Raw genomic sequence first — 24,146 nt, 5'->3', positions numbered from 1 at the left:
TTTTTTCGCGTTGAGGTCGTCTAACTCGCACAATTGGACAGAAACAGAACATCGTATACAGGGAAACGACCATGTTCATGGGCAAGCGACTTCTCGCCGCCACGGCTTTGATCTCACTGCTAATGATGATGAGCGCCTGCACCAAGCAGGTGTGTTATCGGGATGGGGAGCGCAAGCCGCGCATGCCATTTGCCAGCACCGTACACGAGCTGGCGCCAGCGGTAGGCCTCGCCGCCAGCTACGCGGCGGCTTACCACGCCTTCGATTAAGACTTTCCGCTAAACAGCTTCAGCCCGATCAAGCGGCTTCGCCCACCAAGTCGGCAATCTGACGGTCGTTCAGGCCAAACAGGTACAGCGCCGCATCCAAACCAAATCCGTCAATCGCCTGCGGCGCCTCAGCCCGTACCTTCGGCTTGGCGTGGAACGCAATTCCCAGCGCACCCAGCGACAACATCGGCAAGTCGTTAGCGCCATCGCCCACCGCAATCACCTGATCCAGTGACAGATCCAGTTGCTGGGCAATTTCTTGCAACAGCAGCGCCTTGCGCGCGCCGTCCACAATCGGGTCAATCACCTCACCGGTGAGAGCACCGTCGGCAAAGGCCAGCTGGTTGGCGTGGACAAAGTCCACCGCCAGGTGGTTGTCCTTCAGGTAATTCGCGAAATAGGTGAAGCCACCGGACAGAATCGCGGTTTTGCACCCCAGTGCGCGCAGCGCCAGCAGCAGGCGCTGGGCGCCGGGCATAATCGGAATACGCGGGGCAATTTCCGCGAGGCTCGCTTCGGTAAAGCCCTTCAGCAAGCCCATACGCTTGCGGAAGCTCTGCTGAAAATCCAGCTCGCCGCGCATCGCCGACAGGGTAATCTCCGCCACCTGGTCACCAACACCGGCGATCTTCGCCAGTTCGTCGATCACTTCCGCCTGGATCAGGGTGGAATCCATGTCGAAACAGGCAAGCTTCGGTGCGCACTGGGTACTGCCCGCCTGCAGTACCAGCTCAAGGCCGAGGGTTTGCGCGAGCTCCAGCAGGGCCAAGCGCGCCGCGGCAAACGCAATATCCCCTTCCAACTGGATACGCAGCACGCGGCAATCTTCCCGTGCAGCCAGGATATCCAGCGCCACCGGGCGCCATTCATTCGCCTCGACAAACTCCGCCAGTCGACGCAGCTGCACCGCTTCGATATCGTCCGCCAGCACCGTCAGGCACCAGGCAGCGGTGACCGCCGCGGGAGCCTTTGGCAGAGTGCCGGCAACAGGCAGCGAGAAGGCTGCATGACTGGCATCGGCGAGGGCGGTGTACTGAGTGGATGGGTGGGCTGATGGGGAGCTGGCGTCCATGACTGAATCTCGTTGGCTGGCTGCTTATACACGCGTCATTGAGCGCGCATTGCCCGGCCCGGGCGTACATGACCGCCGGGCCGCAGGTGAATTGGCCGCGCATTATAGCCCGGCGCCTTTTTTCACTGAAGAAGTGGGATAGAATCGGGCGGACTTCTGTTCGCACAGTAAAAACAAGATGAAAACACTCCTCACCCGCCTGTCCGAACTTTCCGGATCTCTGCCCCAGTGGCTGGAAGCGCTGAGCCCCAAGCGCCAGCGCCAGCTCATTGCCGCCACCATCTGGTTGACCCTTTGCGGCTTCTGTCTGGCCACTCTGGGCCACGCCTACAGCCAGCAGTTGTCCACAGCGCAGAATCGCGACCGTGAGAGTGCCACTGCTGCCGCAAAACTGCTCGCGAGCCAGAGCCTGCAACAGATCGTTGCCGGCGACCGCATCAGCCTGCAGCTGCTGGCCCAGCAAACCCTGGCACTGCCCGCGGTACATGGCGTGACTATTCAGGACGTAGACTCCAGCCCACTGGCACAAACCGGTGTACGCGACCGCGGGGAAATGCTTACCGAGCCGGTGGTACTGCACGATAGCTTTGCCGGCAGCGTGGCCCTGAACATTCAGCCCGGCGCGCAGGTGGACTACCCCTGGGCGAGCCTGCTGCTGAGCATGATCTTCGCACTGCCGTTCAGCGCGGCCTGCGCTCTGGGGATTTCCCAGCTGCGCTCGAGCAAACCGAAACAGCGCAAACCGCTACTGGTGCCCAAGGCCCAACCCAAACCGCAGCCGCAAGTCACCTCCGGGCTATACCTGCGCCCGCTTAACTGGGCACAACTCGGCAATCAGCTCTCGCGCAGCGCCCTGGATAATTTGCAGGGCGAACTGGAACAGCGCCTGAAACTGCTCACCCGTATTTACGATGCGCAGCCGCTGCCCAGTGCCGGTCCCTCGGTTGGACTCGGCTTTGCCGGCGAAGATGCCGCTTTCCGCGCGGTGTGTGCCGGCCTGTTGCTGCGCGGCCTGCAACAATCCAGCCGCGCCACCGGCCTGCAGCTGGCCCTCGCGGTGCTGCCGGCCAAGCCCGATCAGTTCGGCTTCAATGGCGAACAACTGCTAAGCCAGGCGCGCGGCCTGACCCTGCATCCACAATTGCTCGATGACGAATCCCTGGCCGACCGCATCCAGTGCCATACCACCGACTGGGGCGCCGAGGTTACGGGGCTCAATCCCAAGTTGCAGCAGTTGCTGGATAACCAGTTACAGCAGTTGGTTTCGGCATAACCTGCCAACCTGGTATTTTCTTAGTACATCACCTTTCCCAGCAGCGGTGGCGGCAACGCTACCGGGCATATCGTTTCGAGACACGCCGTAAACCCATCCATGGGGGCTCTTCCGCGAGGTCCCTCTCGCGGAAGGTCACGAAACGATATGCCCGGTATCGCCGCCTTCTCCCCGAAGTCTCACGCAACAAAAACCTCGGCTTATATACACCACGCCCTTCATAACTTTTTAGTTGTTGATATTCATCGCAATGGGTAGTGATCGCCGTTCCGCGACCTTTAAATAACTTTCACTTGGGTTTCGAGGCTGTTTCACCTGTTGTCAAGCAGCGAGCAGATCGAAAGGAAGTAAAAAAGTTACCCGCCTACAGGCGCGGAGGTTTTCATGAAGCGTTCACCAGAACGGTTCGCCGGGCGATTCGCCGGAGCAGTGGGGGCCACAGCACTGCTGCTTGCCACCGGCTGTACCACCATGGAAGACATGACCGATACCACCACGGCGATAAACCGTACCAATGAAGGGCCCGGCTACTACCGAGTCCAGAGCCGCTACTACCACTGCCACCAGAACCAGCGCTGCCACAACGTTCGGCATCCGAACTACTACACCCGTGGTGACGGCGACTACCGCCGTGATCCACCGAATAGCCGCATCAATCAGCCTCGCTGATCCAGCACACGCGTAATTTCTAAATTTTTTCGGTGTACCGCACTGCCAACCATTCCGGTCTGCGCAGGGCCACACCCTTACTCTGCAACGCGGAGGTCTCGCATGAAGAGTATTATCAAAAAAGGCCTTTTGGCCATAACGGTGTTCGGCACCCTCACGTTAGGGGCCTGTGTCTCTGACGGATATTATTCGTCGAGTAGCGTGGGCTATTCGAGCTATCCGTACTCACGGCCCTACGTCTATCCGTCGAGTAGCGTGTCCTTCTATTACTCTTCGCCACGCTATTACCGTTATGGCTACCCCCGTTATCGCGGCAGCTACTATCGCTATGGACGCGGTTACTATCACCGTCACCACCGCTACCATGGTCGCCACTACTACAACCGTGGGCATCGTTATCATGGAAACCGTTACCATCGCGGTGGATCCCATCGTTACCATCGTAGCGGAGCGCATCGCGCCCATCGCAGTGGAGCACATCGCGCACATCGCAGTGGTGCACATCGCGGAAGAGCGCATCGCCGTTAAGCTTGGCTAGTTAATCTAGACCGAGTAGACCAAGGTATGAGGCCTCTCTCATACCTTGGTCATACAGACCCGCAACTCCCGCCACTGCTAGGATTTCTGCAAAGAAAAAAAGCATGCGGGAGTTTGCCGTGCAACAAGATACATCACGCGCCGTCTTGATTACCGGTTCCACCAGCGGAATCGGGCTTGCCGTTGCCCACGGTTTCGGGCGCGCCGGCTACCATGTGATGCTGCATGGGCTCGCAGATGCAGATAGCGCCCAAGCCCTGTGTCAGGAGTTTGCCCAGTACGACGGCAAGGTAGGCTTTAGCAGCGCCGATGTTTCCAGTGAAGAAGGCTGTGCGCAGCTGGTGAGCGAAACCCGCGAAGCCATTGGTAACCCTTCTGTGCTGGTGAACAACGCCGGTATTCAGTTCACCGCACCCACCCATGAATTCCCCTCTGACGTTTGGCAACAGATCCTTGCGATCAACCTGAGCGCGAGTTTTTACCTGATGCGTGACTTGGTGCCGGCCATGCGTGCCGCGAACTGGGGCCGCATCATCAATATCGCTTCGGTGCATGGTCTCGTAGCATCGGAAAACAAGGCTGGCTATTGTGCAGCCAAGCACGGACTGGTGGGACTGACCAAGGTAGTTGCACTGGAAAATTCCGACCGCAATATCACTGCCAATGCAATTTGCCCGGGCTGGGTGGAGACCCCGCTGATCCAACCTCAGATCGAGTCGATCAGTCGCGAACAAGGCGTGGACCTGGATACCGCCCGCGCACAACTGGTCGGAGCCAAACAACCCATGGCGAAAGCCAGCCCGCCAAACGCCATTGCCGAACTGGCTATGTATTTGTGTGGTGACTTTGCCAGCACGATTACGGGTGCATCACTACCGGTGGACGGTGGATGGACCGCGCAGTAGTATCCTTTGCACCCGATCACTTTCTTCTTCAGGGTGCTGCCGTGAATTACCAGTTGCTGATTGCCGACGATCATCCGCTCTATCGCGATGCGTTGGCGACGACCCTTTCCAGTCATTTTCCCAATGCGGATTTGCTACAGAGTGAGGATCTCGATTCCACCCTGGAACGTCTCTCCCAATCGGAAGTCGACCTGCTGCTGTTAGATCTGAATATGCCCGGCAGCGAGGGCTTCAGTGGCCTGGCACGTATCCGCAACGATTTTCCCGCTGTGCCGGTAGTGGTTGTGTCCGGCAGTGATAAACACTCCGTTATTCAACAAGCATCTGGCCTCGGCGCCAGTGGTTTCCTTTCCAAGACTGCGCGGCCGGATGAAATCCTGCAATGTATTGAATGCGTGCTTTCTGGGGACCAGTGGTTCAGCGAGGAAGCACTGCAGGCGGAGACCGAGTCTGCGCTTGCCGATAAGCTCACGCAGCTTACTCCTCAGCAGTTGAAGATTTTCCAGATGATTGCGCAGGGCATGCTGAACAAGCAGATTGCATATGATCTGGACATCACCGAGCCAACGGTGAAAAGCCATGTGACTGCGATTTTACGCAAACTTGAATTGCGGGATCGTAAGCAGCTGATTCGAGAGGCGCAGGCGCTGATTCAACTCTAAGGTTGGCTCTGCGCTCCGTAGCCTTTGGTTCCGCGCTTTGATTAAAATCTTGTGGCGGAGAAGCAGCGGGTATTCGTTTTTGAAACCGCTGTAAACCCATCCATGGGCGCTGCGGCGGCGACGTCCCTGTCGCCGACGCTTTCAAAAACGAATCCCCACTACTCCCCCTTCAATTCTTACCACTATACGGCGTAAGCAGAGTTCCAAAGGTGTGATAGAGCTGACGCGAAGGAAGAGTGCCGGGTGCGGGCTTTCAGGAGCGTCGCAAACAGGAAGTTTGCGCCGCAACGCCCAGGGATGGGTTCACAGTGGTCCTGAAAGCCCGCACCCGGTGCTCTGCCGCCACCGGGATTGTACAGGACCACACCACAAACTAGACGCCCTGCAAATACTCCGCAACGTGACGATAAACCCGCTCACACGCCTCAGGCACAAGGTTTTCCACATTCAAGAACGCGTGAATCATGTCATCAAAGTGCAGTAGCTCTGCATTAGCACCACCGGCGCGCACCTTGTTCACATACTCCACACCCTCATCCCGCAACGCACAGAACTCTGCAGTAACAACCAGGGTCGCAGGCATATTTTTGGTGAACTCACCGTGTAGAGGAGAAACCGAATATGGGTTTTCCGCACGCTGCAGATAATTGTTGAAGTACCAGAGAATTTTTTCTTTCTCCAGCAAATAGCCTCGCCCATTCTCTTCAATGGAAGGCGTCTGCATGGTGTAGTCCAGACTCGGGTAGATAAGCACCTGCGCATCAATGGTGTTCGGCTGATGTTGCAGTAGCCGGCTAGCGGAAGCACACAGAGCGCCACCGCCGGAATCACCCATCAGGATCCAGCGACCATTGTGGGCAACACCCTTGCGGTCCAGTGCCGTGCCCAGATTACGCACCACACTGATCAAATCATTTAGTGCAGCCGGGTAGGGATTCTCCGGCGCCAGGCGATACTCGAGGGAAATAACCGTGCGCTTGCTGGCATCCGCCACGCGTCGGCAAATCGGGTCATACACCGTAACGCTGCCGGCCATATGGCCGCCACCATGGCAGTAAATAATCGCCGCACCATCGATCGCATCTTCCGGCTGATAAATTCGCACCGGCACCGCGTATTCGCCGCCGGTTACTACCGTGTCAGACACCTTCATGTCTGGCCCTGCAGTAACGAAACCTGCAGTGAGATTGGCGAGACTCTCGCGAGCGTTCACCGGGGTCGGCTCGAAACCGGCGGCTTTAACCTGTGCGACCTGGGCGTTGACCGCCACCAGCCATTCGGCGAGTTTCGGATTAAGCTGTCGCATTGTCGGCCTCCAGGTTTTCTTCACTGGGTTTCTTGCCGCTTTCCGGCAGCAGGAAGGAAAACACAAACAGGGATGCAGAACAGGCTACCGCAAAATAAGCAGCAGTCGCCGGCTCACCGGTAACGTCTGCGAGCACGCCGGCGCCGTACATCAACACCGTTTCCACACCGTAGGAAACGGACCAGAACATGGCGAAGGTGACAGTAATTTTTGCCGGGGTCATACCGGGGAGCTCCTGCGGCAGGGTAACCAGAGCGGTCATCGGCAGGAACATGCAGAAGCCGGCCAGTGCGGCCGCGGTGTAGGCAATCAGCGGGTCACGACTGGTGACCATTAGCGCGGCAAATACCACCAGCGCAAGGCCACCGAAGCGCAGTACCGGCAGACGCAGCGGATAGCGTTTGGTGACGATGATGCCGGCTACGGTGCCCACCATACCCGCGGCAATCATTACCGCAGACAGGTGATTACTCGCCACCGCAAAGCCGTCGATCAGCGGGAACAGTGCAAATACCGCGATGTAGCAGAACAGCACACCACAGTAGGCCAGCGGCAACCACCAGTTAAACCCTTCACGGGCACCCTGCTTGAAGCCGTACTCTTCCTGCGGCTTGTCGCCGCCACCCGACAGCGGGAAGTTCTCGGCACTCAGCCACCAAAGGATACCCAGCGCCAGTACCATCACCCCGTACAGCACCACTACAGACTGCCAGCTGCCCAACCAGCTCAGCAGCGCGGTGGTGGTCAGCAGGGCCAACAGGTTACCGGTATTGAACGCGGCAGCATTGATGCCGTTGATCAGCGGGCGCTCTTCGGCAGAGAAGTAATGCAGCACCACCGGTGCGAAGTAAACGATCGCCAGCGCGCCGCCGAGGCCCAGGGCCAGGCGGGACATCAACCAGGCACCGTAACTGCCGGCCAGGGCACCAAAGCCACCGGCCGCAATCAAGATGATCGCGATCAAAAACGCGCGCTTGGCACCGAGGCGCATCAGCAGGGCCGCGGCGGCGAGGTTGCCGACAATTTTGGCAATGGTGATGACATTGCTGCCCCAGGTCGCATTCGCGAAGCCTTCCTCACCAAAGGATGACTGGATCGCCGGGGTCAGAATGGCCCCGGACACCCAGCTTGCGGCGAACAGCGCGTAGGCGCTGAACATCAGTATTTCCAACACGTATTTTTTCATCGCGGGATACCACTATTTATTCTTGATGTATTCACAGGTCAGACTGCGTCGGATCGCAGGCTTTTGCCTATACGACCTTGGTCGCAGACTCCGCACTGCGCGACTTCTGCCGCTGCTGCAGCAAGGCGCGCAGTGCCGCCGGACGCAGCGGTTTCTGCAGGAACTGCCAGCCCGCGTTCTGGGCACGGGTCTTCACCGTATTGGTGTTCTCGGCGGAAATGATCACGCAGGGGACTTTACAAACATCGACACCACTCCAGCGGGACAACAGCTCACCGGCCAGATCGATACCGTTATCGCCATCGTCCAGGTGGAAGTCCATCAACAGCAGGTCCGGTTCCGCCGCGGCGAGTGCCTCAGCACGATTGCGCGCGCAGTGCACCGTGCACCCCCAGCCACTCAGCAGTGCCGCCATGGCCTCGAGGATGGAGGGTTCGTTATCCACACACAGCACCTGCAGGTCGAGCTTGGCACCGCGCCCGGTGATCGGTGTCACGGCAGGACGCGACGCGGCACGGGCGGTGGCGCGCGGCAGGCGCACGCGAAACACACTGCCGCGGCCGAGCACCGAGGACAGGCTGATAGGGCTGTTCAATAGGCGGCACAGGCGCTCCACCGTGGCGAGGCCGAGCCCATAACCGTGCTGGCGTGCCACATTGTCGGAATCCTGCGAGGTAAGGCGGCAGAACTCGCGGAAGATCGCCTGCTGCTGTTCGGGGGCGATACCTTCACCGGTATCCCACACCTCCAGAGAAATGTCCGCGCCGCGTTTGCGCGCCGCTACCAGCACGCCACCACGCGCGGTGTATTTCACTGCGTTATCCAGCAGGTTCTGCACCACCCGGCGCAGCATCTTCTCGTCGCTGTGCACCCACAGATGACTGCGCCGATAACGCAGGCGGATACCCCGGCTGCCGGCCGCGACCCGGGCCTGGGCCACGGCGTCGTCGAGGATACTGTCGAGGGATACCGGGGCGAAGCTCGGGCGGATATCCCCCGCGTCCATGCGCGCGATCTGCAACATGTCGGTGATCAGCTGTTCGGCGGAGGCGAGGGCGCGGTCGGCACGGGTCAGCAGCTGTCGACTGTCATCTTCCAGCGAGTGCGCGGCCAGCGCATCGATAAACAGGCGGCTGGCATTGAGCGGCTGCACCAGGTCGTGACTGGCGGCGGCCAGGAAGCGGGTCTTACCGGCGCTCGCCGCCTGCAGCTCGCGGTTCAGCTCCTGCAATTCGTCGTTAACGGTTTCCAGTTCAACGGTGCGGTGCGCCACCTTCTGTTCGAGGGAGTTGCGGATCTCGGTCAGTTCACCCAGCGCGCGCTGGTAATCGGATACGTCCGTATAGGTGGTTACGAAGCCGCCGCCGGGCAGTGGGTTGCCGCGGATCTCGAGTACCGTGCCATCGGTGCGGTTGCGCTGCACCCGATACGCCGTGCCGTTGCGCAAATGCTCCACGCGCTTGCGCACATGCTCTTCCACATCGCCGGGGCCACACTCGCCGCGACTGGCGTTGTAGCGCACCAGCTCCGCCACCGGGCGCCCCACATAGATCATCTCCGCGGGGTATTTGAACAGAGCCAGATAACGGCGGTTCCAGGCCACCAGGTTAAGGTTGGCATCCACCACCGAAATGCCCTGGTCGATATTGTCGATACTGCTCTGCAGCAGTCCGCGGCCAAACTGATAGATCTCCGAGGCCTGCTGCAATTCCTGCGCGGTCACGTCCGGCTCACTCAGCTGGCGCACCAGGCGCTGGGCACTGGTACTGCCGACGATGCCCGCGAGAATCTTTTCCACCGTCTCGCGGTAGTTACGCGCAGCCTCCCTGGCTGCCTTGCTGCCAGATTCGGCCTCCGCAACCTCGGCCAGTGGCGCCAGCGCCCGCTCGGCGGCCGCCTCGCCCACAAACCGTGCCAGCAACTGGCGCAGCTGCGACTTATCCACAGGAGCGGCCTGCACCGCACCACCACCGGGCTGCAGACGCTCCTGCAACAGCGACACTGCCGCCAGCGCGATTGCGTTCAACCCGAGCCCGAATACGCAGCTGGTGGTCAACGCGTTCCACTCAAGCCCCAGTGCACCGGCGATCAGGTCCGCTTGTCCCAGCGCCGCGGGCAGCGCCGACATGGCCCACACCGCCGAGCCCACCAGCAAGCCGGCGATCACACCGGCGGCGCGCAATTGGAACCAGTGCCCGGGCCAGGTCACTGCGGCGACCATCGATGGCGCCAGCTGGGCCACCAGTGCCAGCGATAGCAAGCCGAAGGTACCCAGGCTCACCCCGGAGCCTATCAGTTCGCTCACCCCAAACGCGGCGAACATCAGCAGACCGATAATCACCCGCCGCACCCGGCGCAGGTCGCTCCCCAGTGCCACACCGGCCGGACGCTGCTGCAAACGCTTCAGCCACCAGGGCACCACCATGGTGTTGGCGATCATGGTGGACAGGGCGATGGTAGCAATAATCACCATGCTGGAGCCGGCAGACAGGCCGCCGATAAACGCCAGTAATGCCAGCCACGGGGTACCGCTTTCCAGCGGGATACCCAGTACATAGCGCTCCGCATTGGTGTAGCTCTCCGGCAGCCACAGCAGGCCGCCGTAGCCGACCACCAGCACTGCCGCCGACACCAGCGCCAGATACAGTGGGATCAAGCGACGCACGGTCTTGATATCCCGCTCGCCGTCGCTCTCGATCATCAGAATATGGAACTGCCGCGGCAGGCAGAAGATGGCCGCCATCCCCAGCACCACTACCGCGAAAAAGCCGGTATCCGCCGGGCGGGATTCCGCCAGTGCCGCCACTCGTTCGCTGGACAGCGCCGCGCGCGCCAGATCCGCCGAGCCGTCAAACGCGCCACCGACCACGAAACAGGCCACCGCTACCAAAGCGCCAATCTTTACCAGCGCCTCGAACGCCACGGCTAGCAGCATACCGTTGCGGTGCACACTGCTGTCGATATGCCGGGTACCGAATAACAGCGCAAACAGCCCCAGAGTCAGGCCCACCACCGCAGTCACCACCGAGGCACTGATGCCGCGCTGCTGGTCAGCGCCGTCTGCCAATAACAGGAAACTGTCCGCAACGGCCCTTAACTGCAGTGACAGGTAGGGGACAATCGCCACCACGGCGAGCAGGGCGACGACGGCCGCAAGCCACTGGGAGCCGCCGAACTGGGCACTGATAAAGTCGGCGATGGACGTGGAGCCCTGCCGCTTGGACAGGCGCACAAAGCGCATCAGCAGCGGCGCGCCGAAAATCAGCATCAGGCAAGCGCCAACGAACGTCGGCGGCAGCAGCCAGCCCTCGGTCACCGCCTGCGCGGGCACACCGAAGAACATCCAGGCGCTGGTGTAGGTGCCGGCGAGGGCCAGCAGCAGGGGTTTGACCGGGCGAATCCGGGCAATAGGCAGGCGATCGCCCCAGAAGGCGATGGCGAATAACAGTAGTAGGTATGAGAGGCCCACAACGGCCAACAAGGTAAGGCTAAACACTTGGCGCCTCATTCATTATTGTGTTTATGATGAAGAGGTTAACCGATCGTGTGTTTTTTGTCCTGCTCCACGAGGTGTGACCCACGTCATACCTTGGTCTAGCAGGCAGGAACCCCGCCAGCCGATACAGTGCAAGTCCGTAACTTAGATAAAAACCATAAACCGGTGATCGGAGAGAGCCATGCGCAATCCAAGTAAATTCAATCCCCTTGCCGCGGGCGTCATGCTTGCCTGTGGTGCATCTTTCGCTTATGCGGAGCCTCAGCTGGAAGAAGTGACCGTAACTGCGCAGAAGCGCGAGCAGTCTCTGCAGGAAGTACCGGTTGCGGTATCGGCGATCAGTGAAGCTCAGCTGATGGATAACGGCATTACCGATATGACCGAAATCCAGAAAATGTCCCCGAACACCACTCTGCAGGTGAGCCGCGGTACCAACTCCACCCTGACCGCCTTTATTCGCGGTATTGGCCAGCAGGATCCGCTGTGGGGCTATGAGCCGGGTGTAGGTATCTATATCGACGACGTATACATCGCTCGTCCGCAGGGCGCGGTAATGGATGTATTCGATGTAGAGCGCATCGAAGTTCTGCGGGGCCCGCAGGGTACCCTGTACGGTAAGAACACCATTGGTGGCGCAGTTAAATATGTCACCAAGAAAATGACCGGTGACACCGAAGTGTCTATCGGCTCCTCTCTGGGCAGCTACAACCAGCGCGACCTGAAGTTCAAGGCATCCACCGCGATGACCGACAAACTGAACATCGGCGCTGCCGTGGCCAGCTTCAACCGCGACGGCTTCGGTGAGAACGTCCGCACCGGCGCAGACCAGTACAACAAAGATATTCTCGCAGGCCGCCTCAGCCTCGAATACTCCGCGACCGATGACCTGTTCTTCCGCTTCGCGGCCGACAAGACCATCGACAAGTCTGCCTCCAAGCACGGCCATCGTTTCAACCCGGGCATTAACGGCGAAGCCGTATTGGGCAGCATTTACGATACCGAATCCAATCTGCCTTCCGATAACCGTGTAGAAACCAGCGGCATGTCCCTGACCGCCGAGTGGCAGGCAAGCGACAGCATCACCATCAAGTCGGTAACCGCCAACCGCAAGGGCGAAACCGAAACCGTTATTGATTTCGACAGTGTGAACAGCGCGAGCTTTGACGTACCGGCGGTTTACGATGACGAGCAGTTCTCTCAGGAATTCCAGCTGATCTGGCAGGGCGACAGCGCTGACCTGGTGAGCGGTATCTACTACTACGACGGCACTGCAGCGGGCGGTTATGACGCGGTACTGGATCCGATCACCGTTGCGGTAAACGGCGAAGTGGACACCAAGAGCCTGTCTGCCTACGCACACTACAACTGGCAGTTCGCCGATCAGTGGAACCTGAACCTGGGCGGCCGCTATACCCGTGACGAAAAAGAAGCAGACGTGTACAACGCAGTGGTAGCTGGCCTGGGCAGCGACCTGTCCCACGACAAGTACTACGCCAATTCAGCCGACCCCGTCGTTCTGGCTGTACGTACCGACTACACCAACGACGATTCCTGGGGCGAGTTCACCCCGCGCGTTGGTCTCGACTATCAAGTTAGCGACGATGCGATGGTTTACGCCAGCTACAGCAGCGGCTTCAAGTCCGGCGGCTTCGACATGCGCGGTGTGGCAACGGCCAACCCGCAGACTACCGAAGGTTACGCGCCCGAGACCGTAGATACCGTAGAGTTTGGCTGGAAGCTCGATCTCCTCAACAACCGCATGCGACTGAACGGCGCGCTGTTCCGCGCGGACTACACCGACATGCAGCTGACCACTCAGCGTCTGCTGGATGACGGCACCACCGCCGGTGACGTTCTGAATGCTGGTAAGTCACGCATTCAAGGTATCGAACTGGAAGCGTCTCTCGCACTTACCGACAACCTGAGCGCAAATGCCAACCTGGGTTGGGTCGATGCAGAGTTCATCGAGTTTATTTCAGGCGGCATGGATATCTCTGATACCCGCGATATGCAGAATACTCCGGACACCACAGCGATGGTTCAGCTGAACTGGTCTCTGCCGGTTGCCGGCGGCGAAATGGTTGTTGTGCCTTCCGCGTCTTATCGCTCTGACACCCAGATCTTTGAAACGCCAAGTATCCTCGACCAGAAGGGCTACACCCTGGTTGACCTGACCGCGACTTATTACAGCGCCGATGGCAACTGGAACCTGGGCCTGCAGGGTAAAAACCTGACCGATACCGAGTACCGTATCGCGGGCTACGACTTTGGCGGCCCGTTCCAGACTGGCTTCTACGGCGCGCCACGCACTATCGCCCTCACAGGTAACTACAACTTCTAAGATTTGTCATAGACGTCATCGCGAATTTGCAAAGCACGTTTTGTGCACCTTCATTGCACTTTCCCTTGGGGCCCACTGGGCCCCTTTTTTGTTTTCCTTTCTTTGCTTTTCCTTCGGCAACTGTACAACCCCGGCGCACGAATAATTAATTTGGCGCACAAATTCACACTTTGGCGGAAAGCTCTTCTAATCTGAAGAAAGGCGGTGGCAGTGAGGCCGCTGCTCGAATCAAGCCATTGAGGTATCCGCGTGCAGAAATTCAGAAGTATTCTGCTGACGGTGGCCATTGCGACAGGAGTTGTTGCCGGTTGTACCACGACCGAGCCCAGGGATAGTCACGCCAACCGCGCTTTCAGTAGCGCCGTCCCGCCACATCTGGAGTCCTCGCACTTTACGGTGCGCTCCTCCGAGCGGCGCCCCCGTCGCAGCGTTCGCGAAGCGCCCCGCTCGCTCAACGTCAACGGCACCCGTTTCCGCTGCTTCGAGCAGGAGCTCGATTCAAAAGTTGTGGTGCGTTGCGTACGGCAATCCTAGCGCTGGGTCTCGGCACGCCTGCTGTCGTGCAATGCAGCAGGCTTTTGTGAACCTCTCCGCCACAAGCTGTCGCGTCATTCCACTCGTTGGGGCGACGTCCTGACTAAGCTTGAACTATCTGCAGGGACGCAGTGCGGCCGCAACCCGGCCTGTGACCAGAAAAAGGAACCCAGACAATGAACAAATTGCTGCCAGTGTGGCTGTTGGGCATCGCCGTCACCATTGCCGGTTGTATGAGCATGAGCGAAAGCAGCTCGGGCCCCACCCAGAAGCCGGGCACCGTGGGTGATGTGTGTGGTGGCAAATGGGAGTTGAGTCTGCTGCGCATCAACGGCCAGGCCATCCCCGTTGACCAGCCGTCTGAGTTCACGTTCCTGTGTAACAGCGGTGGCGAGGCCATGGGCAAGAGCGGTATCAATACCTACCGTGGCTCCATGCACGTGACCGACAATGGCCAGATCTTGTGGGATACCGGCAGCTTTGCCTCCACCAAAATGGCCGGCCCACCACAGCTGATGGACCAGGAAGCACAGTACCTGAGCGCACTGGCGCGCACCCGACAGGCATTCGTGAAAAGCGGTGGCGGTCGCCTGATCCTGCGGGACGCCTCCGGCGACGTGTATATCGAATACGTCAAAGCCAACTACTGAGGCCAGCACGCGAAGTACCCGACCAAACCAGGGAGAATCACAGAAACGCGCTTGGGTCACAGAAGACCCCACGGGTTTCCGTTTAAATGGTGCAAACGGCTACAGGACAGACTTGATGGACCTCTTGCACCGCCCGCACTCAGGCATGCTTTCCAGGCAATTCACGCGCTATAGCGCTGCTCTGGTTCACAGTATTCGTGCACGCGCATTCAGCGCCTGCAGCGGACTATGCCTGATTGCCGCCCTCGCCAGCGGCTGCAGTTCTACCACCCCCAACTCTCTGGTCAGCCTCCCCAGTCACCCCGGCGAAATCTGTGATTACCAGTGGATACTGCACGGTATCCGCGTAGATGGTGAAGAACAGAAGTCTCGCCTGTTCTGGCAAAAAATGGTGCGCGATCGCCCCTACCTAACCTGTGACAAACTTGGCTTTGTGCGCGGCAGTGCCGGCTCCAATCCCTATCTGGGCAAATTCTCGCTGGATGATGACGGTCATATCGAATGGCGCAAGCCACCGAAGATTTCCCGCATGGTAGGCCGGCGCGACAGCAGCGATCTGGAAAAAGATTTTCTGAAAGCGCTACCGCGTATCAACCGCGCCAGTGTCGATGGCGATATGCTGACCTTACGCGGCGACGACGGCACCCGCATCGAGTTCAAACAGACCGGCGAACTCCCCACCCCTGCCCAATAAAAAAGGCGGCCACTGGGGCCGCCTAGTACCATTCAAGAAGGGGTGAACGCGCAAATACCGCGTCCAGTCCCAGCCCTCCAATTGGAGGCACTTCCAAACTCGGAAGCAAAAAGAACCAATCAAACGATTGGTACGATGCAAAGAGAGAAGAACAACGAAAACACGTCAGTTGAGCGATGAAACAACTGGACAAGCCATTGAGCAAAAGATTACACAAAAGGTTTCATTGTGGGGCTAATGTAACCGCTGGACGTGACAAACAGATTACGGTTTTGACCGCCGCTGGTGTTGCTCGAGGTTTTGCTGGCGCTTGCGCTCGCTCTTGCGCAGCAAAATATAGGTAGCGCCGAGGCCGCCGTGCTGTTTCTGCGCACTGTGGAATGCCAGCACTTCCGGTAACTGGGGCAGCCAGGCATTTACGCAGCTCTTGAGCACCGCCTGGGTTTTACGTCCCTCGCCCTTGCCATGGGTAACCAACGCGCAGCGCACATCCGCTTCCAGGCAATCCTTCACAAACTGATATAGCGCACTGCGCGCCATTTCCACGGAGTGGTTGTGCAGATCAAGACGCGCATCCACGGTGTATTTGCCCAGGCGCAGGTTGCGATAAACCCCATTCTGCACACCGTCGCGCTTGAATTCGATGGGATCGAACGGCTCCACCGGCTCCACGAACTCGCCACCCAGCGGATTCAACTCTTGATAGGTTTGTGCGGTCGCCGCCTCGCGGCGCGCGCGCAGGTTAAGCGGGTCCTTGGTGTCTTTCTTCAATGCGCTTTGGCGCTGCTTGGGGGACAGCGGTTTTACGTCACCGAGCGCACCCATCGCGCCGCGAAAATTGTCCTGGTCACTCTTATCCACAACTACCCCCAAATAACGACTGCCGTGGCCCGCAGCTGTCAGGGATCGAGGAACAGATCCACCATCAACTCGCCGGCCTTGGCGGGATTGTGCGCATACTGGCTGAAATCGTCTACCCCCCGTGCGCGCAGCAGGGTCTCGTCGATCAACTGGGCCCCGCTCAGGGACTTGTCGCTGGTGCTCAATATCTCGTAGGCCGCATCCGCCATTACTCCGGGCTTGCGGCTCTGGTCGAACATCTCGCGACTGCCCACGGCAAATTCGATCGCCGCGGTGGCCACAATGGTCTGCGGCCACAGGGTGGCGACGCTGATATTGGATTCGCGCAGCTCTTCCGCCAAACCCATGCTGAGGATGGTCATGCCGTATTTGGACAGGGCGTAAGGCGCAAAGGGGCCGAGCCAGCGGGGTTCAAGATTGATGGGAGGAGAAAGGCTGAGGATATGGCCGCTGGCAGACTGTTTCAGGTAGGGCATGGCCAGGTGCGCAGTCAGGTAAACGCCGCGGGCGTTGATATCCATCATCAGGTCATAGCGCTTTGGCGAGGTCGCCTCAACGTTGGTGAGGTTGATGGCACCGGCGTTGTTGATCACCCCATCGATGCCACCAAAAGTGTCTGCGGTCTTCTTCAGGGCTTCCGCCACCTGGTCCTCTTCCCGCACATCCACCTGCATCGGAAGGGCCTTGCCGCCAGCGGCCTCTACTTCCTCGGCCACGGAAAAGATGGTACCGGGGAGTTTCGGATGGGGTTCGGCGGACTTGGCGGCAATCGCGATATTGGCGCCATCGGCGGCGCACTTCAGCGCAATGGCGCGGCCGATGCCACGGCTGGCACCGGTGATAAAGATCGTTTTGCCCTTGAGGGCGCCCGCGTTCTTGGTGAGAGTGATGTCTTCGCTCATACAGGCGCTCCCTGGGTATCTTCTGGTTTTTTCGCGATCGCCCTAGTCGTGTGAGGTCTCCGCCACCACTGCCGGGCAATAGATGTCTTTGAAGGTTTGCGGCATACGCTTGGGTTTGCCGCTGGAGAGTTCGATACACACCAGCTGCCACACCCCGCGCAGAATCAGCGCCTGGTCATTCGCGCGATAAATCTGAAACTTGCGCGTCATATTCAGGCGGCCATCGACCTTGGTCAGCCAGGTGCCGATCAGCAGCTCATCGCCCTCTCTCGACGCCAGTATATAGTCGTACTCCGCGTGACGAATGGCCATTCCCCGGTCGAGGGATTGGTAATTTGTGACATCCAGGCCCAGTTCGACACTGTGTGACCAGCCGGCCTGTTCACACCAGCGCAGGTATTCCGCGTTGTTGGCGTGGTGCAGGCCGTCCACATGCTCCGGCGCTACCTGCACGCGGTGGATAAAGGGGTTGGGGTAGTCCCACTGCATAGACACGGCTTCCTTCCAGATACAAAAAAGGCTCCCGAAGGAGCCTTTTTCCGAGTTACCGTCGCTTAGGCGTCGGCTTTCTCACCACCTTGTTCGGCAGCTTGCTGTTGCGCCTGCTGCAGAGCGGCGGCGAACAGAGCGTCGAAGTTGATCGGCGGCAGCATCAGGGCAGGGAAGGAGCCCTTGGTGACTACGTTGTCGATTACTTCACGCGCGTATGGGAACAGGATGTTCGGGCACGCAGTGTTCAGCGCCTGAGCCAGCTGCTGACCTTCCAGACCCTTGATGCCGAACAGGCCGGCTTGCTGCACTTCCACCAGGAAAGCGGTTTCGTCTTCAACCTTGACGGTGATGGTCAGGGTCAGCGCCACTTCATACAGATCTTCGTCGATCTTCGCAGTTTTGGTGTTCAGCTCCTGGTTCACCTGGGGCTGCCACTGCTTCTTGAAAATCTCTGCACCCATCGGGGTTTCGAAGGACAGGTCTTTCAGGTAGATGCGCTGCATCGCGAATTGTACTTGTTGTTGTTCTTCGCCGTTTACCGCAGCGCCGTTTTGTTCTTCAGCCATGTTAGTAGCCTGTTCACTCAATAATGTTGGTTAAATGCCTTCCCTGAAAGAAGACTCCCTGTATGAGTCTTACTTATGGGGGCCTCGAAAACCCCTTTCAAGGCACTGTTTTAAATTTCTTTGCCTTGCGGCACACGTCAAGCCAGCAGGGTGTCCAGCTGGCCGCTGCGCTCGAGGGCCATCAGCTCATCGCAACCGCCCACATGATGGTCGCCGATCCAGATCTGCGGCACCGTATGGCGCCCGGCCTTGGCGGTCATCTTCGCGCGCGCTGCGCGATCGCCATCCACGGAGATCTCCTTGTAACGGACATTCTTGTTGTCCAGGAGGTACTTGGCGCGGATGCAGAAAGGGCAGTAACGGGTGGTGTAGATAACAACGTCTTTCACGACCAGAAAACCTCTTTGCGTCACTTAGTCCAATGACTGCCGGATCAGCCTTTTACCAGCGGCAGTTTCTGGTTGCTCCACTCGGACATACCGCCTTCCAGACGGCGCACGGTGTAGCCCGCCTTTTTCAGTTGGCGGCCAACTGGGCCTGCGTGCTGGCCAATCTTGTCGGCCAGAATCAGGGTCTTCTCTTTATAGGGTGCCAGCTCACCGATGCGCTTCTCGATCTCGCTATGGGGAATGTGGATGGCATCCACAATGTGCCCGGCCGAGAAGTCGGAGCGGTCGCGCAGGTCGATCACCTTGGCCCCATCGCTGTTGATCAGCAAGGTGGCCTCGTGGGCCGACGCGGGCTTACCCGCTTTGATACGTTCGGTGATAGCCAGCGCATAAATCAGCGCCACCAACAGACTCACCAGCAGCCATTGCTCGCTGATAAAGACGAAAAAGTCCACTTCGCCCCCAAATATTCACAATTCGTTGTTTTGATACGGTGCGACCACAGACCAGGCAGTCCACCAGTTTAGTGCCGCCGAGGGTAAAACTGCTGGGCAGCAATCACTTGGCGACACTCTCATACACTCAATTCAGAGGTGGCGCAGTATACACGATGACGGCCATATCTTATTCAGCCAATTGGGACCAGCTCCCCTGGTACACCGCGGAAAAATGACCAACTGGTACTGAGCAATTACTGACCTGAGCCGCACAACAGGGTAAAATCCGCCACCTGCTGTTGTGCACCTCCCGGCGTGGCCCGGGCCGTGCATCCGCTTAACGACCGGTTTCCGGCAATGACGCCGTACGATCTCCCAGTCAAAACCTGAGTTTGACCCACAGAAAACCCAATACAGGAATTCCGAACCCATGGCCTCCGAGACTTCGCCCAAACGTCCCCTGGTACTGCTGATTCTCGACGGTTTCGGCCACAGCGAGCACAGCGAACACAACGCCATTGCCGCGGCCAAAAGTCCGGTGTGGGACGAAATTTGGGCGAGCCGCCCCAAGACCCTGATCCATACCTCTGGAATGGCGGTAGGCCTGCCGGAAGGGCAGATGGGCAACTCGGAAGTGGGCCACATGACCCTCGGCGCCGGCCGCGTGGTGTACCAGAACTTCACCCGTATCAATAAGGCGATCCAGGACGGCGACTTCTTCCGGAACCCGGCCTACACCGCCGCGGTGGACAAGGCCATCGCCAGCAAAGGCGCGGTACACATTATGGGCCTGGCCTCCGAAGGCGGCGTGCACAGCCACGACGACCACATTGTCGCCATGGCCACCCTGGCCGCCCAGCGCGGTGCCAAAGCGGTGTATATCCACGCATTTACCGATGGCCGCGACACGCCGCCGCGCAGCGCCGAAACCCCGCTGGCACGCCTGAGCCAGGTGTGCGACGCGCTGGGCACTGCGCGCATCGCCAGTATCGCCGGCCGCTACTTCGCCATGGACCGCGACAACCGCTGGGAGCGCGTGCAACCGGTTTACGACCTGATCACCCAGGGCAAAGCGGAATACCAGGCGGAATCCGCACTGGCCGGTTTGGAAGCGGCCTACGCACGCGATGAGAACGACGAGTTTGTCGCGCCGACCCTGATCGGTGAACCCGCGCCGCTGAACGATGGCGACGCCCTGATCTTTATGAACTTCCGCCCGGACCGCGCGCGCCAGCTGACCCGCGCCTTTACCGATGCAGACTTTGACGGCTTCGAGCGCGCCGCCACACCGCAGCTGGCCGACTTCGTGATGACCACCGAATACGCCAGCTCCATTGACGCTGCCTGCGCCTTCCCGCCGGAAAACCTGGTCAACACCTTCGGCGAGTACCTACAGAGCCAGAACAAGACCCAATTGCGCATTGCCGAGACAGAAAAGTACGCACATGTGACCTTCTTCTTTAGCGGTGGCCGCGAAGAGCCCTACAATGGCGAAGAGCGCATCCTGATTAAGTCCCCGGATGTCGCCACCTACGACCTGCAGCCGGAAATGAGCGCACCGGAAGTCACCGACAACCTGGTATCCGCCATCGAAAGCGGCAAGTTCGATGCCATCGTGTGCAACTACGCCAATGGCGACATGGTGGGCCACACCGGTGTATTCGACGCTGCGGTACAGGCAGTGGAAGCGCTGGACGGCTGTGTGGACCGCGTGATCCAGGCGGCGCTGGCTGCCGGCGGCGAAGTGCTGATTACCGCCGACCACGGCAATGTGGAGGAAATGTTTGACGCGGGCTCCGGCCAGGTCAGCACCCAGCACTCCACCCTGCCGGTACCGTTTGTGTACGTGGGCGAGCGCGACGTCACCATGCGCGACGGTGGCAGCCTGGCGGATGTGGCACCGACCATGCTGGCGCTGATGGGCTTGTCGCAGCCGGCAGAAATGAACGGCGAGCCGCTGATCAAAGTAAATTAATCGAGGATGCCCGCCGCGCGGGCACTCCCAAATGCGAGAAAAGCAGAGACGATGAAATTTCCCCGGATTATCTTCGCCGCACTGTTATCTTTCGTCCTGGCGCCTACCTGCTTTGCTCAGGCCAGTGACGAAGAGCAGCAGGCGCGGCTGGCGGAAATCAAGCAGCGTATTGAAACCCTGCAGCAGGAACTCAACCAGGTGAAAGGTGAGCGCGACCAGCTGCTCAGGGACCTGGAAGCCAACGAGAAAGACATCTCGGAACTGCTGCAGCGTATCGACAAAATCAAGTCCGACATGCAGAGCCGCGGTGAAAAACTGCAGGAATTGAAACAGGAAGAAAAACAGCTCGAGGAATCCCGCCGAAGTATGCAGCGGCGGGTCGAGCAGGAAGTCGCCGCCGCTTACCGACTCGGTCGCCAGGAGCAGATCAAACTGCTCCTCAACCAGCAAGATCCCCAGCACATCGCCCGCCAACTCCGCTACCACGACTACTTTCTCCAACAACGCAGCCGCGTGATCGACGACTACGTCAGCACCCTCGACCAACTCTCCACCGTCAGTACCGGTATCGAACGGGAACGCGATACCCTTGCGCGCGAACGCGACCAGCTGGAAGACAAACGCCGCGCGTTAGTCAGCGCACAAGACAAGCGCCAGCGCACCCTGGATAAGCTCGCCAAACAACTGGCCAGTAAGGGTGGCGAACTGGATCAGCTGCACAGCGACCGCAGTCGCCTGCAGCGCTTGGTGGACGAAGTGGGCCGCGCCATTGCCACCCTGATCAACCCCAGCGATGAGACCCCCTTCGCCAAGCAGCGCGGGCGAATGCAGTGGCCAACCAAAGGCCGTCGCGCCAACGCCTTCGGCCAGCGCCGCGCCAACGGCATCACCTGGACCGGCGTCACCCTGCGTGCCAACGAGGGCAACCCGGTGCGCGCCATTCACCGCGGACGCGTGGTGTTTTCCGATTACCTGCGCGGTCAGGGCATGCTGATCATCCTCGACCACGGCGACGGCTATATGAGCCTGTACGGACAAAACCAGTCACTGACCCGAGCGGTGGGCGAGTGGGTAGAGCGCGGTGACACCATTGCCAAGGTAGGCAATACCGGTGGCGCCAGTCAGTCCGGCCTGTACTTCGAAATTCGCCGCAATGGCAAACCCCAGGATCCTACCGCGTGGTGTCGGGGATAACCTCCGACACTCCATTTACTGCGCTGCCCACCGACCACTCGCCCTAACATATTTTCCCTGTCCTTTTTATCCCGCCGCGCGCACCCCAGTTCGAATCGCCGCCAAGTTGAAAACCCCGGGTTAACCCCGGGTCTACAATTTCAAATGGAACATCACGAGTAGTAGCCGCGATTTAGACAGTAACGATAAATGCCAAGGACGTGCAGATTATGTTCACCCCCAAAATGCTGACCAGCCTTCTAGGCGTGGCGGCACTCACCGCACTGCCGCTGATGGGACTCAGCCAGGGCGACCCCGAAGAACGCGTATCGCTGGAGGCAGAATCCCGCCTACCACTGGAAGACCTGCGCAGCTTTGCCAAGGTGTTCGAGCAGATTCGCCGCGGCTATGTCAAAGAAGTCGACGACAGCACTCTGCTGGAATTTGCCATCAAGGGCATGCTGCAGGGACTGGATCCCCACTCCTCTTATCTGGACAGCCGCTCGTTCACCGACCTGCAGGCCAACACCACCGGCGAGTTCGCCGGGCTTGGTATCGAGGTGGGCGTCGAGGATGACTACATCACCATCATTACCCCCATGGACGACACGCCCGCGGAACGCGCCGGATTGCGCGCCGGGGACGTGATCCTGCGCCTCGCGGGTAAATCCATGCGCGGCGTAAGCCTGGATGATGCGGTGGAACAGATGCGTGGCCCGGTGGGCTCTTCCGTAACCCTGACCATCGGCCGCAAGGGCCACAAGCAGCCATTCGATGTGACGCTCAAGCGCGACAAGGTGCGCGTGTACAGTGTGCGCGGTGAGATGCTGGAAGATGGCTACGGTTATCTGCGCATCAGTCAGTTCCAGCTGGATACCGGCGGCGACCTGATGCGCGCGATGAAAAAACTGGAGAAAAAAGGCGAACTGAAAGGCCTGATACTCGACCTGCGCAACAATCCCGGCGGCGTATTGCAGTCTTCCGTCGAAGTAGTGGATGCGTTTCTGGAAGAGGGCCTGGTGGTCTACACCGAAGGCCGTAACGATGCTTCCAATCTGCGTTACTCCGCAAGCCCGGGTGATGTGACCAAGGGCGCACCGCTGGTGGTACTGATCAACGACGGCTCCGCCTCCGCCGCGGAAATTGTGGCAGGCGCGCTGCAGGATCACCGCCGCGCGGTGGTGATGGGTACCGACAGCTTTGGTAAAGGCTCGGTGCAAACGGTTATTCCGATCAACGATGACCGCGCCATCAAACTCACCACGGCGCTCTACTTCACGCCCAAAGGCCGTTCCATCCAGGCCCAGGGCATCAAGCCTGACATTACCGTGGAACGGGTACAGATCACTCGCATGGAAGGGCGCTCGCGCTCGACCGAAGCGGATCTGGCGGGCCACCTGGGCAACGGCAACGGCGGCAAGGAAAGCGGTTCCCAGGATCGCAAACGAGCCAAGGCCGAGAAAGAAGACTGGTACAGTCGCGACAACCAGGTGTTCGAAGCATTAAATGTGCTGAAGGGCCTGAACCTGTATGTGCGCCGCGCGCCAGTCAACCGCGATGCGGACCAGGCCACCGCCGAGCCGGAGCCCAAGGACAAGGTTGCACGGGTTAATCCGGAAGACCTGTAGAGCGGCTCCCGAGAAACCACTTGAGGAAAATTCCCGAGAGAACTGTAGATACCTGAAAAGTTCTGCCAAACAACGGCTCTGAAAATTAAACCGGCGCCCCTGCGATTTGCTGCAGCTACCCAGTAGCTA

23 protein-coding genes are annotated in these 24,146 nt (G+C 59.4%); 13 read left to right on the top strand and 10 right to left on the bottom strand.

The features are described 5' to 3' along the window. The first annotated feature begins 77 nt into the window (after positions 1–77). Complete coding sequence (locus tag KUV22_RS12075; RefSeq protein ID WP_222231426.1) at positions 78–269, top strand: hypothetical protein; 192 nt, start codon at positions 78–80, stop codon at positions 267–269. 28 nt (positions 270–297) lie between these two features. Here KUV22_RS12075 and serB read toward each other — a convergent pair whose 3' ends face one another. After that, a complete protein-coding gene (gene serB, locus KUV22_RS12070; protein WP_222231425.1) occupies positions 298–1,341 on the bottom strand; it encodes a phosphoserine phosphatase SerB in 1,044 nt (347 codons plus the stop codon). Positions 1,342–1,519: 178 nt separating this feature from the next. On the opposite strand from serB, the gene KUV22_RS12065 reads away from it, so the two are divergent. The 5 genes from KUV22_RS12065 to KUV22_RS12045 all read left to right on the top strand — a co-directional run bounded on the left by KUV22_RS12065 (position 1,520) and on the right by KUV22_RS12045 (position 5,387). Continuing rightward, complete coding sequence (locus KUV22_RS12065) at positions 1,520–2,614, top strand: hypothetical protein (protein ID WP_222231424.1); 1,095 nt, start codon at positions 1,520–1,522, stop codon at positions 2,612–2,614. A 384-nt stretch (positions 2,615–2,998) separates the two neighbouring features. Beyond that, complete coding sequence (locus tag KUV22_RS12060; RefSeq protein ID WP_222231422.1) at positions 2,999–3,283, top strand: hypothetical protein; 285 nt, start codon at positions 2,999–3,001, stop codon at positions 3,281–3,283. A 292-nt stretch (positions 3,284–3,575) separates the two neighbouring features. Then, positions 3,576–3,821, top strand: a complete 246-nt coding sequence (locus KUV22_RS12055; RefSeq protein WP_222231420.1) for a hypothetical protein — start codon at positions 3,576–3,578, stop codon at positions 3,819–3,821. A gap of 118 nt (positions 3,822–3,939) precedes the next feature. Continuing rightward, positions 3,940–4,725 (top strand): 3-hydroxybutyrate dehydrogenase, encoded by a 786-nt coding sequence (locus KUV22_RS12050; protein WP_224918208.1) that lies wholly within the window; start codon positions 3,940–3,942, stop codon positions 4,723–4,725. Continuing rightward, on the top strand, positions 4,710–5,387 hold the full coding sequence (locus KUV22_RS12045; RefSeq protein WP_222231416.1) for a response regulator: 678 nt from the start codon (positions 4,710–4,712) through the stop codon (positions 5,385–5,387). The genes KUV22_RS12050 and KUV22_RS12045 overlap by 16 nt, the downstream gene beginning before the upstream one ends. A 373-nt stretch (positions 5,388–5,760) precedes the next feature. Here KUV22_RS12045 and KUV22_RS12040 read toward each other — a convergent pair whose 3' ends face one another. The 3 genes from KUV22_RS12040 to KUV22_RS17520 all read right to left on the bottom strand — a co-directional run bounded on the left by KUV22_RS12040 (position 5,761) and on the right by KUV22_RS17520 (position 11,375). After that, positions 5,761–6,693: an alpha/beta hydrolase gene (locus KUV22_RS12040; protein ID WP_222231414.1), complete on the bottom strand. Its 933-nt coding sequence runs from the start codon at positions 6,691–6,693 to the stop codon at positions 5,761–5,763. Beyond that, positions 6,680–7,879 carry an MFS transporter gene (locus KUV22_RS12035; protein WP_222231413.1) on the bottom strand — a complete coding sequence of 400 codons (1,200 nt, stop codon included), beginning with the start codon at positions 7,877–7,879 and terminating at the stop codon, positions 6,680–6,682. The genes KUV22_RS12040 and KUV22_RS12035 overlap by 14 nt, the downstream gene beginning before the upstream one ends. A gap of 67 nt (positions 7,880–7,946) precedes the next feature. Beyond that, on the bottom strand, positions 7,947–11,375 hold the full coding sequence (locus KUV22_RS17520; protein ID WP_222231412.1) for a hybrid sensor histidine kinase/response regulator: 3,429 nt from the start codon (positions 11,373–11,375) through the stop codon (positions 7,947–7,949). Positions 11,376–11,556: 181 nt separating this feature from the next. Between KUV22_RS17520 and KUV22_RS12025 the strand changes: the two genes are divergently transcribed. The 4 genes from KUV22_RS12025 (at position 11,557) to KUV22_RS12010 (ending at position 15,594) form a co-directional block, all read left to right on the top strand. Further along, positions 11,557–13,716: a TonB-dependent receptor gene (locus KUV22_RS12025; protein WP_222231411.1), complete on the top strand. Its 2,160-nt coding sequence runs from the start codon at positions 11,557–11,559 to the stop codon at positions 13,714–13,716. Positions 13,717–13,965: 249 nt separating this feature from the next. Further along, positions 13,966–14,250, top strand: coding sequence for a hypothetical protein (locus KUV22_RS12020; protein WP_222231410.1), 285 nt, complete (start codon positions 13,966–13,968; stop codon positions 14,248–14,250). A 176-nt stretch (positions 14,251–14,426) separates the two neighbouring features. Beyond that, the gene (locus tag KUV22_RS12015) at positions 14,427–14,900 is read left to right on the top strand and encodes an META domain-containing protein (RefSeq protein WP_222231409.1); all 474 of its coding nucleotides are present in this window, start codon (positions 14,427–14,429) and stop codon (positions 14,898–14,900) included. A gap of 115 nt (positions 14,901–15,015) precedes the next feature. After that, a complete protein-coding gene (locus tag KUV22_RS12010) occupies positions 15,016–15,594 on the top strand; it encodes an META domain-containing protein (protein WP_222231408.1) in 579 nt (192 codons plus the stop codon). 264 nt (positions 15,595–15,858) lie between these two features. Here the strand turns inward: KUV22_RS12010 and smrA are convergent, their stop codons facing one another. The 6 genes from smrA to KUV22_RS11980 form a co-directional block, all read right to left on the bottom strand. Then, on the bottom strand, positions 15,859–16,455 hold the full coding sequence (smrA, locus tag KUV22_RS12005; RefSeq protein WP_315857549.1) for a DNA endonuclease SmrA: 597 nt from the start codon (positions 16,453–16,455) through the stop codon (positions 15,859–15,861). A gap of 38 nt (positions 16,456–16,493) precedes the next feature. Beyond that, positions 16,494–17,357, bottom strand: coding sequence for an SDR family oxidoreductase (locus KUV22_RS12000; RefSeq protein ID WP_222231407.1), 864 nt, complete (start codon positions 17,355–17,357; stop codon positions 16,494–16,496). Positions 17,358–17,399: 42 nt separating this feature from the next. Continuing rightward, complete coding sequence (locus KUV22_RS11995) at positions 17,400–17,846, bottom strand: acyl-CoA thioesterase (protein ID WP_222231684.1); 447 nt, start codon at positions 17,844–17,846, stop codon at positions 17,400–17,402. A 65-nt stretch (positions 17,847–17,911) separates the two neighbouring features. Continuing rightward, positions 17,912–18,415, bottom strand: a complete 504-nt coding sequence (gene secB / locus KUV22_RS11990; RefSeq protein ID WP_077407468.1) for a protein-export chaperone SecB — start codon at positions 18,413–18,415, stop codon at positions 17,912–17,914. Positions 18,416–18,552: 137 nt separating this feature from the next. Then, positions 18,553–18,804: a glutaredoxin 3 gene (grxC, locus tag KUV22_RS11985; protein WP_222231406.1), complete on the bottom strand. Its 252-nt coding sequence runs from the start codon at positions 18,802–18,804 to the stop codon at positions 18,553–18,555. Between the two features lie 44 nt (positions 18,805–18,848). Further along, the gene (locus tag KUV22_RS11980; protein ID WP_222231405.1) at positions 18,849–19,259 is read right to left on the bottom strand and encodes a rhodanese-like domain-containing protein; all 411 of its coding nucleotides are present in this window, start codon (positions 19,257–19,259) and stop codon (positions 18,849–18,851) included. Positions 19,260–19,671: 412 nt separating this feature from the next. Here KUV22_RS11980 and gpmI point away from each other — a divergent pair, with 412 nt between their 5' ends. The 3 genes from gpmI (at position 19,672) to KUV22_RS11965 (ending at position 24,017) form a co-directional block, all read left to right on the top strand. Then, on the top strand, positions 19,672–21,216 hold the full coding sequence (gene gpmI / locus KUV22_RS11975; protein WP_222231404.1) for a 2,3-bisphosphoglycerate-independent phosphoglycerate mutase: 1,545 nt from the start codon (positions 19,672–19,674) through the stop codon (positions 21,214–21,216). A gap of 51 nt (positions 21,217–21,267) precedes the next feature. Next, positions 21,268–22,410 (top strand): murein hydrolase activator EnvC family protein, encoded by a 1,143-nt coding sequence (locus KUV22_RS11970; protein WP_222231403.1) that lies wholly within the window; start codon positions 21,268–21,270, stop codon positions 22,408–22,410. A 209-nt stretch (positions 22,411–22,619) separates the two neighbouring features. Next, positions 22,620–24,017 carry a S41 family peptidase gene (locus KUV22_RS11965; protein WP_222231401.1) on the top strand — a complete coding sequence of 466 codons (1,398 nt, stop codon included), beginning with the start codon at positions 22,620–22,622 and terminating at the stop codon, positions 24,015–24,017. The last annotated feature ends 129 nt before the right edge of the window (positions 24,018–24,146 follow it).

Origin of the sequence: Microbulbifer agarilyticus (genome assembly GCF_019800665.1) — a bacterium.
Taxonomy (GTDB): domain Bacteria; phylum Pseudomonadota; class Gammaproteobacteria; order Pseudomonadales; family Cellvibrionaceae; genus Microbulbifer; species Microbulbifer agarilyticus_C.
Note: the sequence above shows the minus strand (reverse complement) of the source record. Positions and strands in the feature narration are given on the sequence as shown.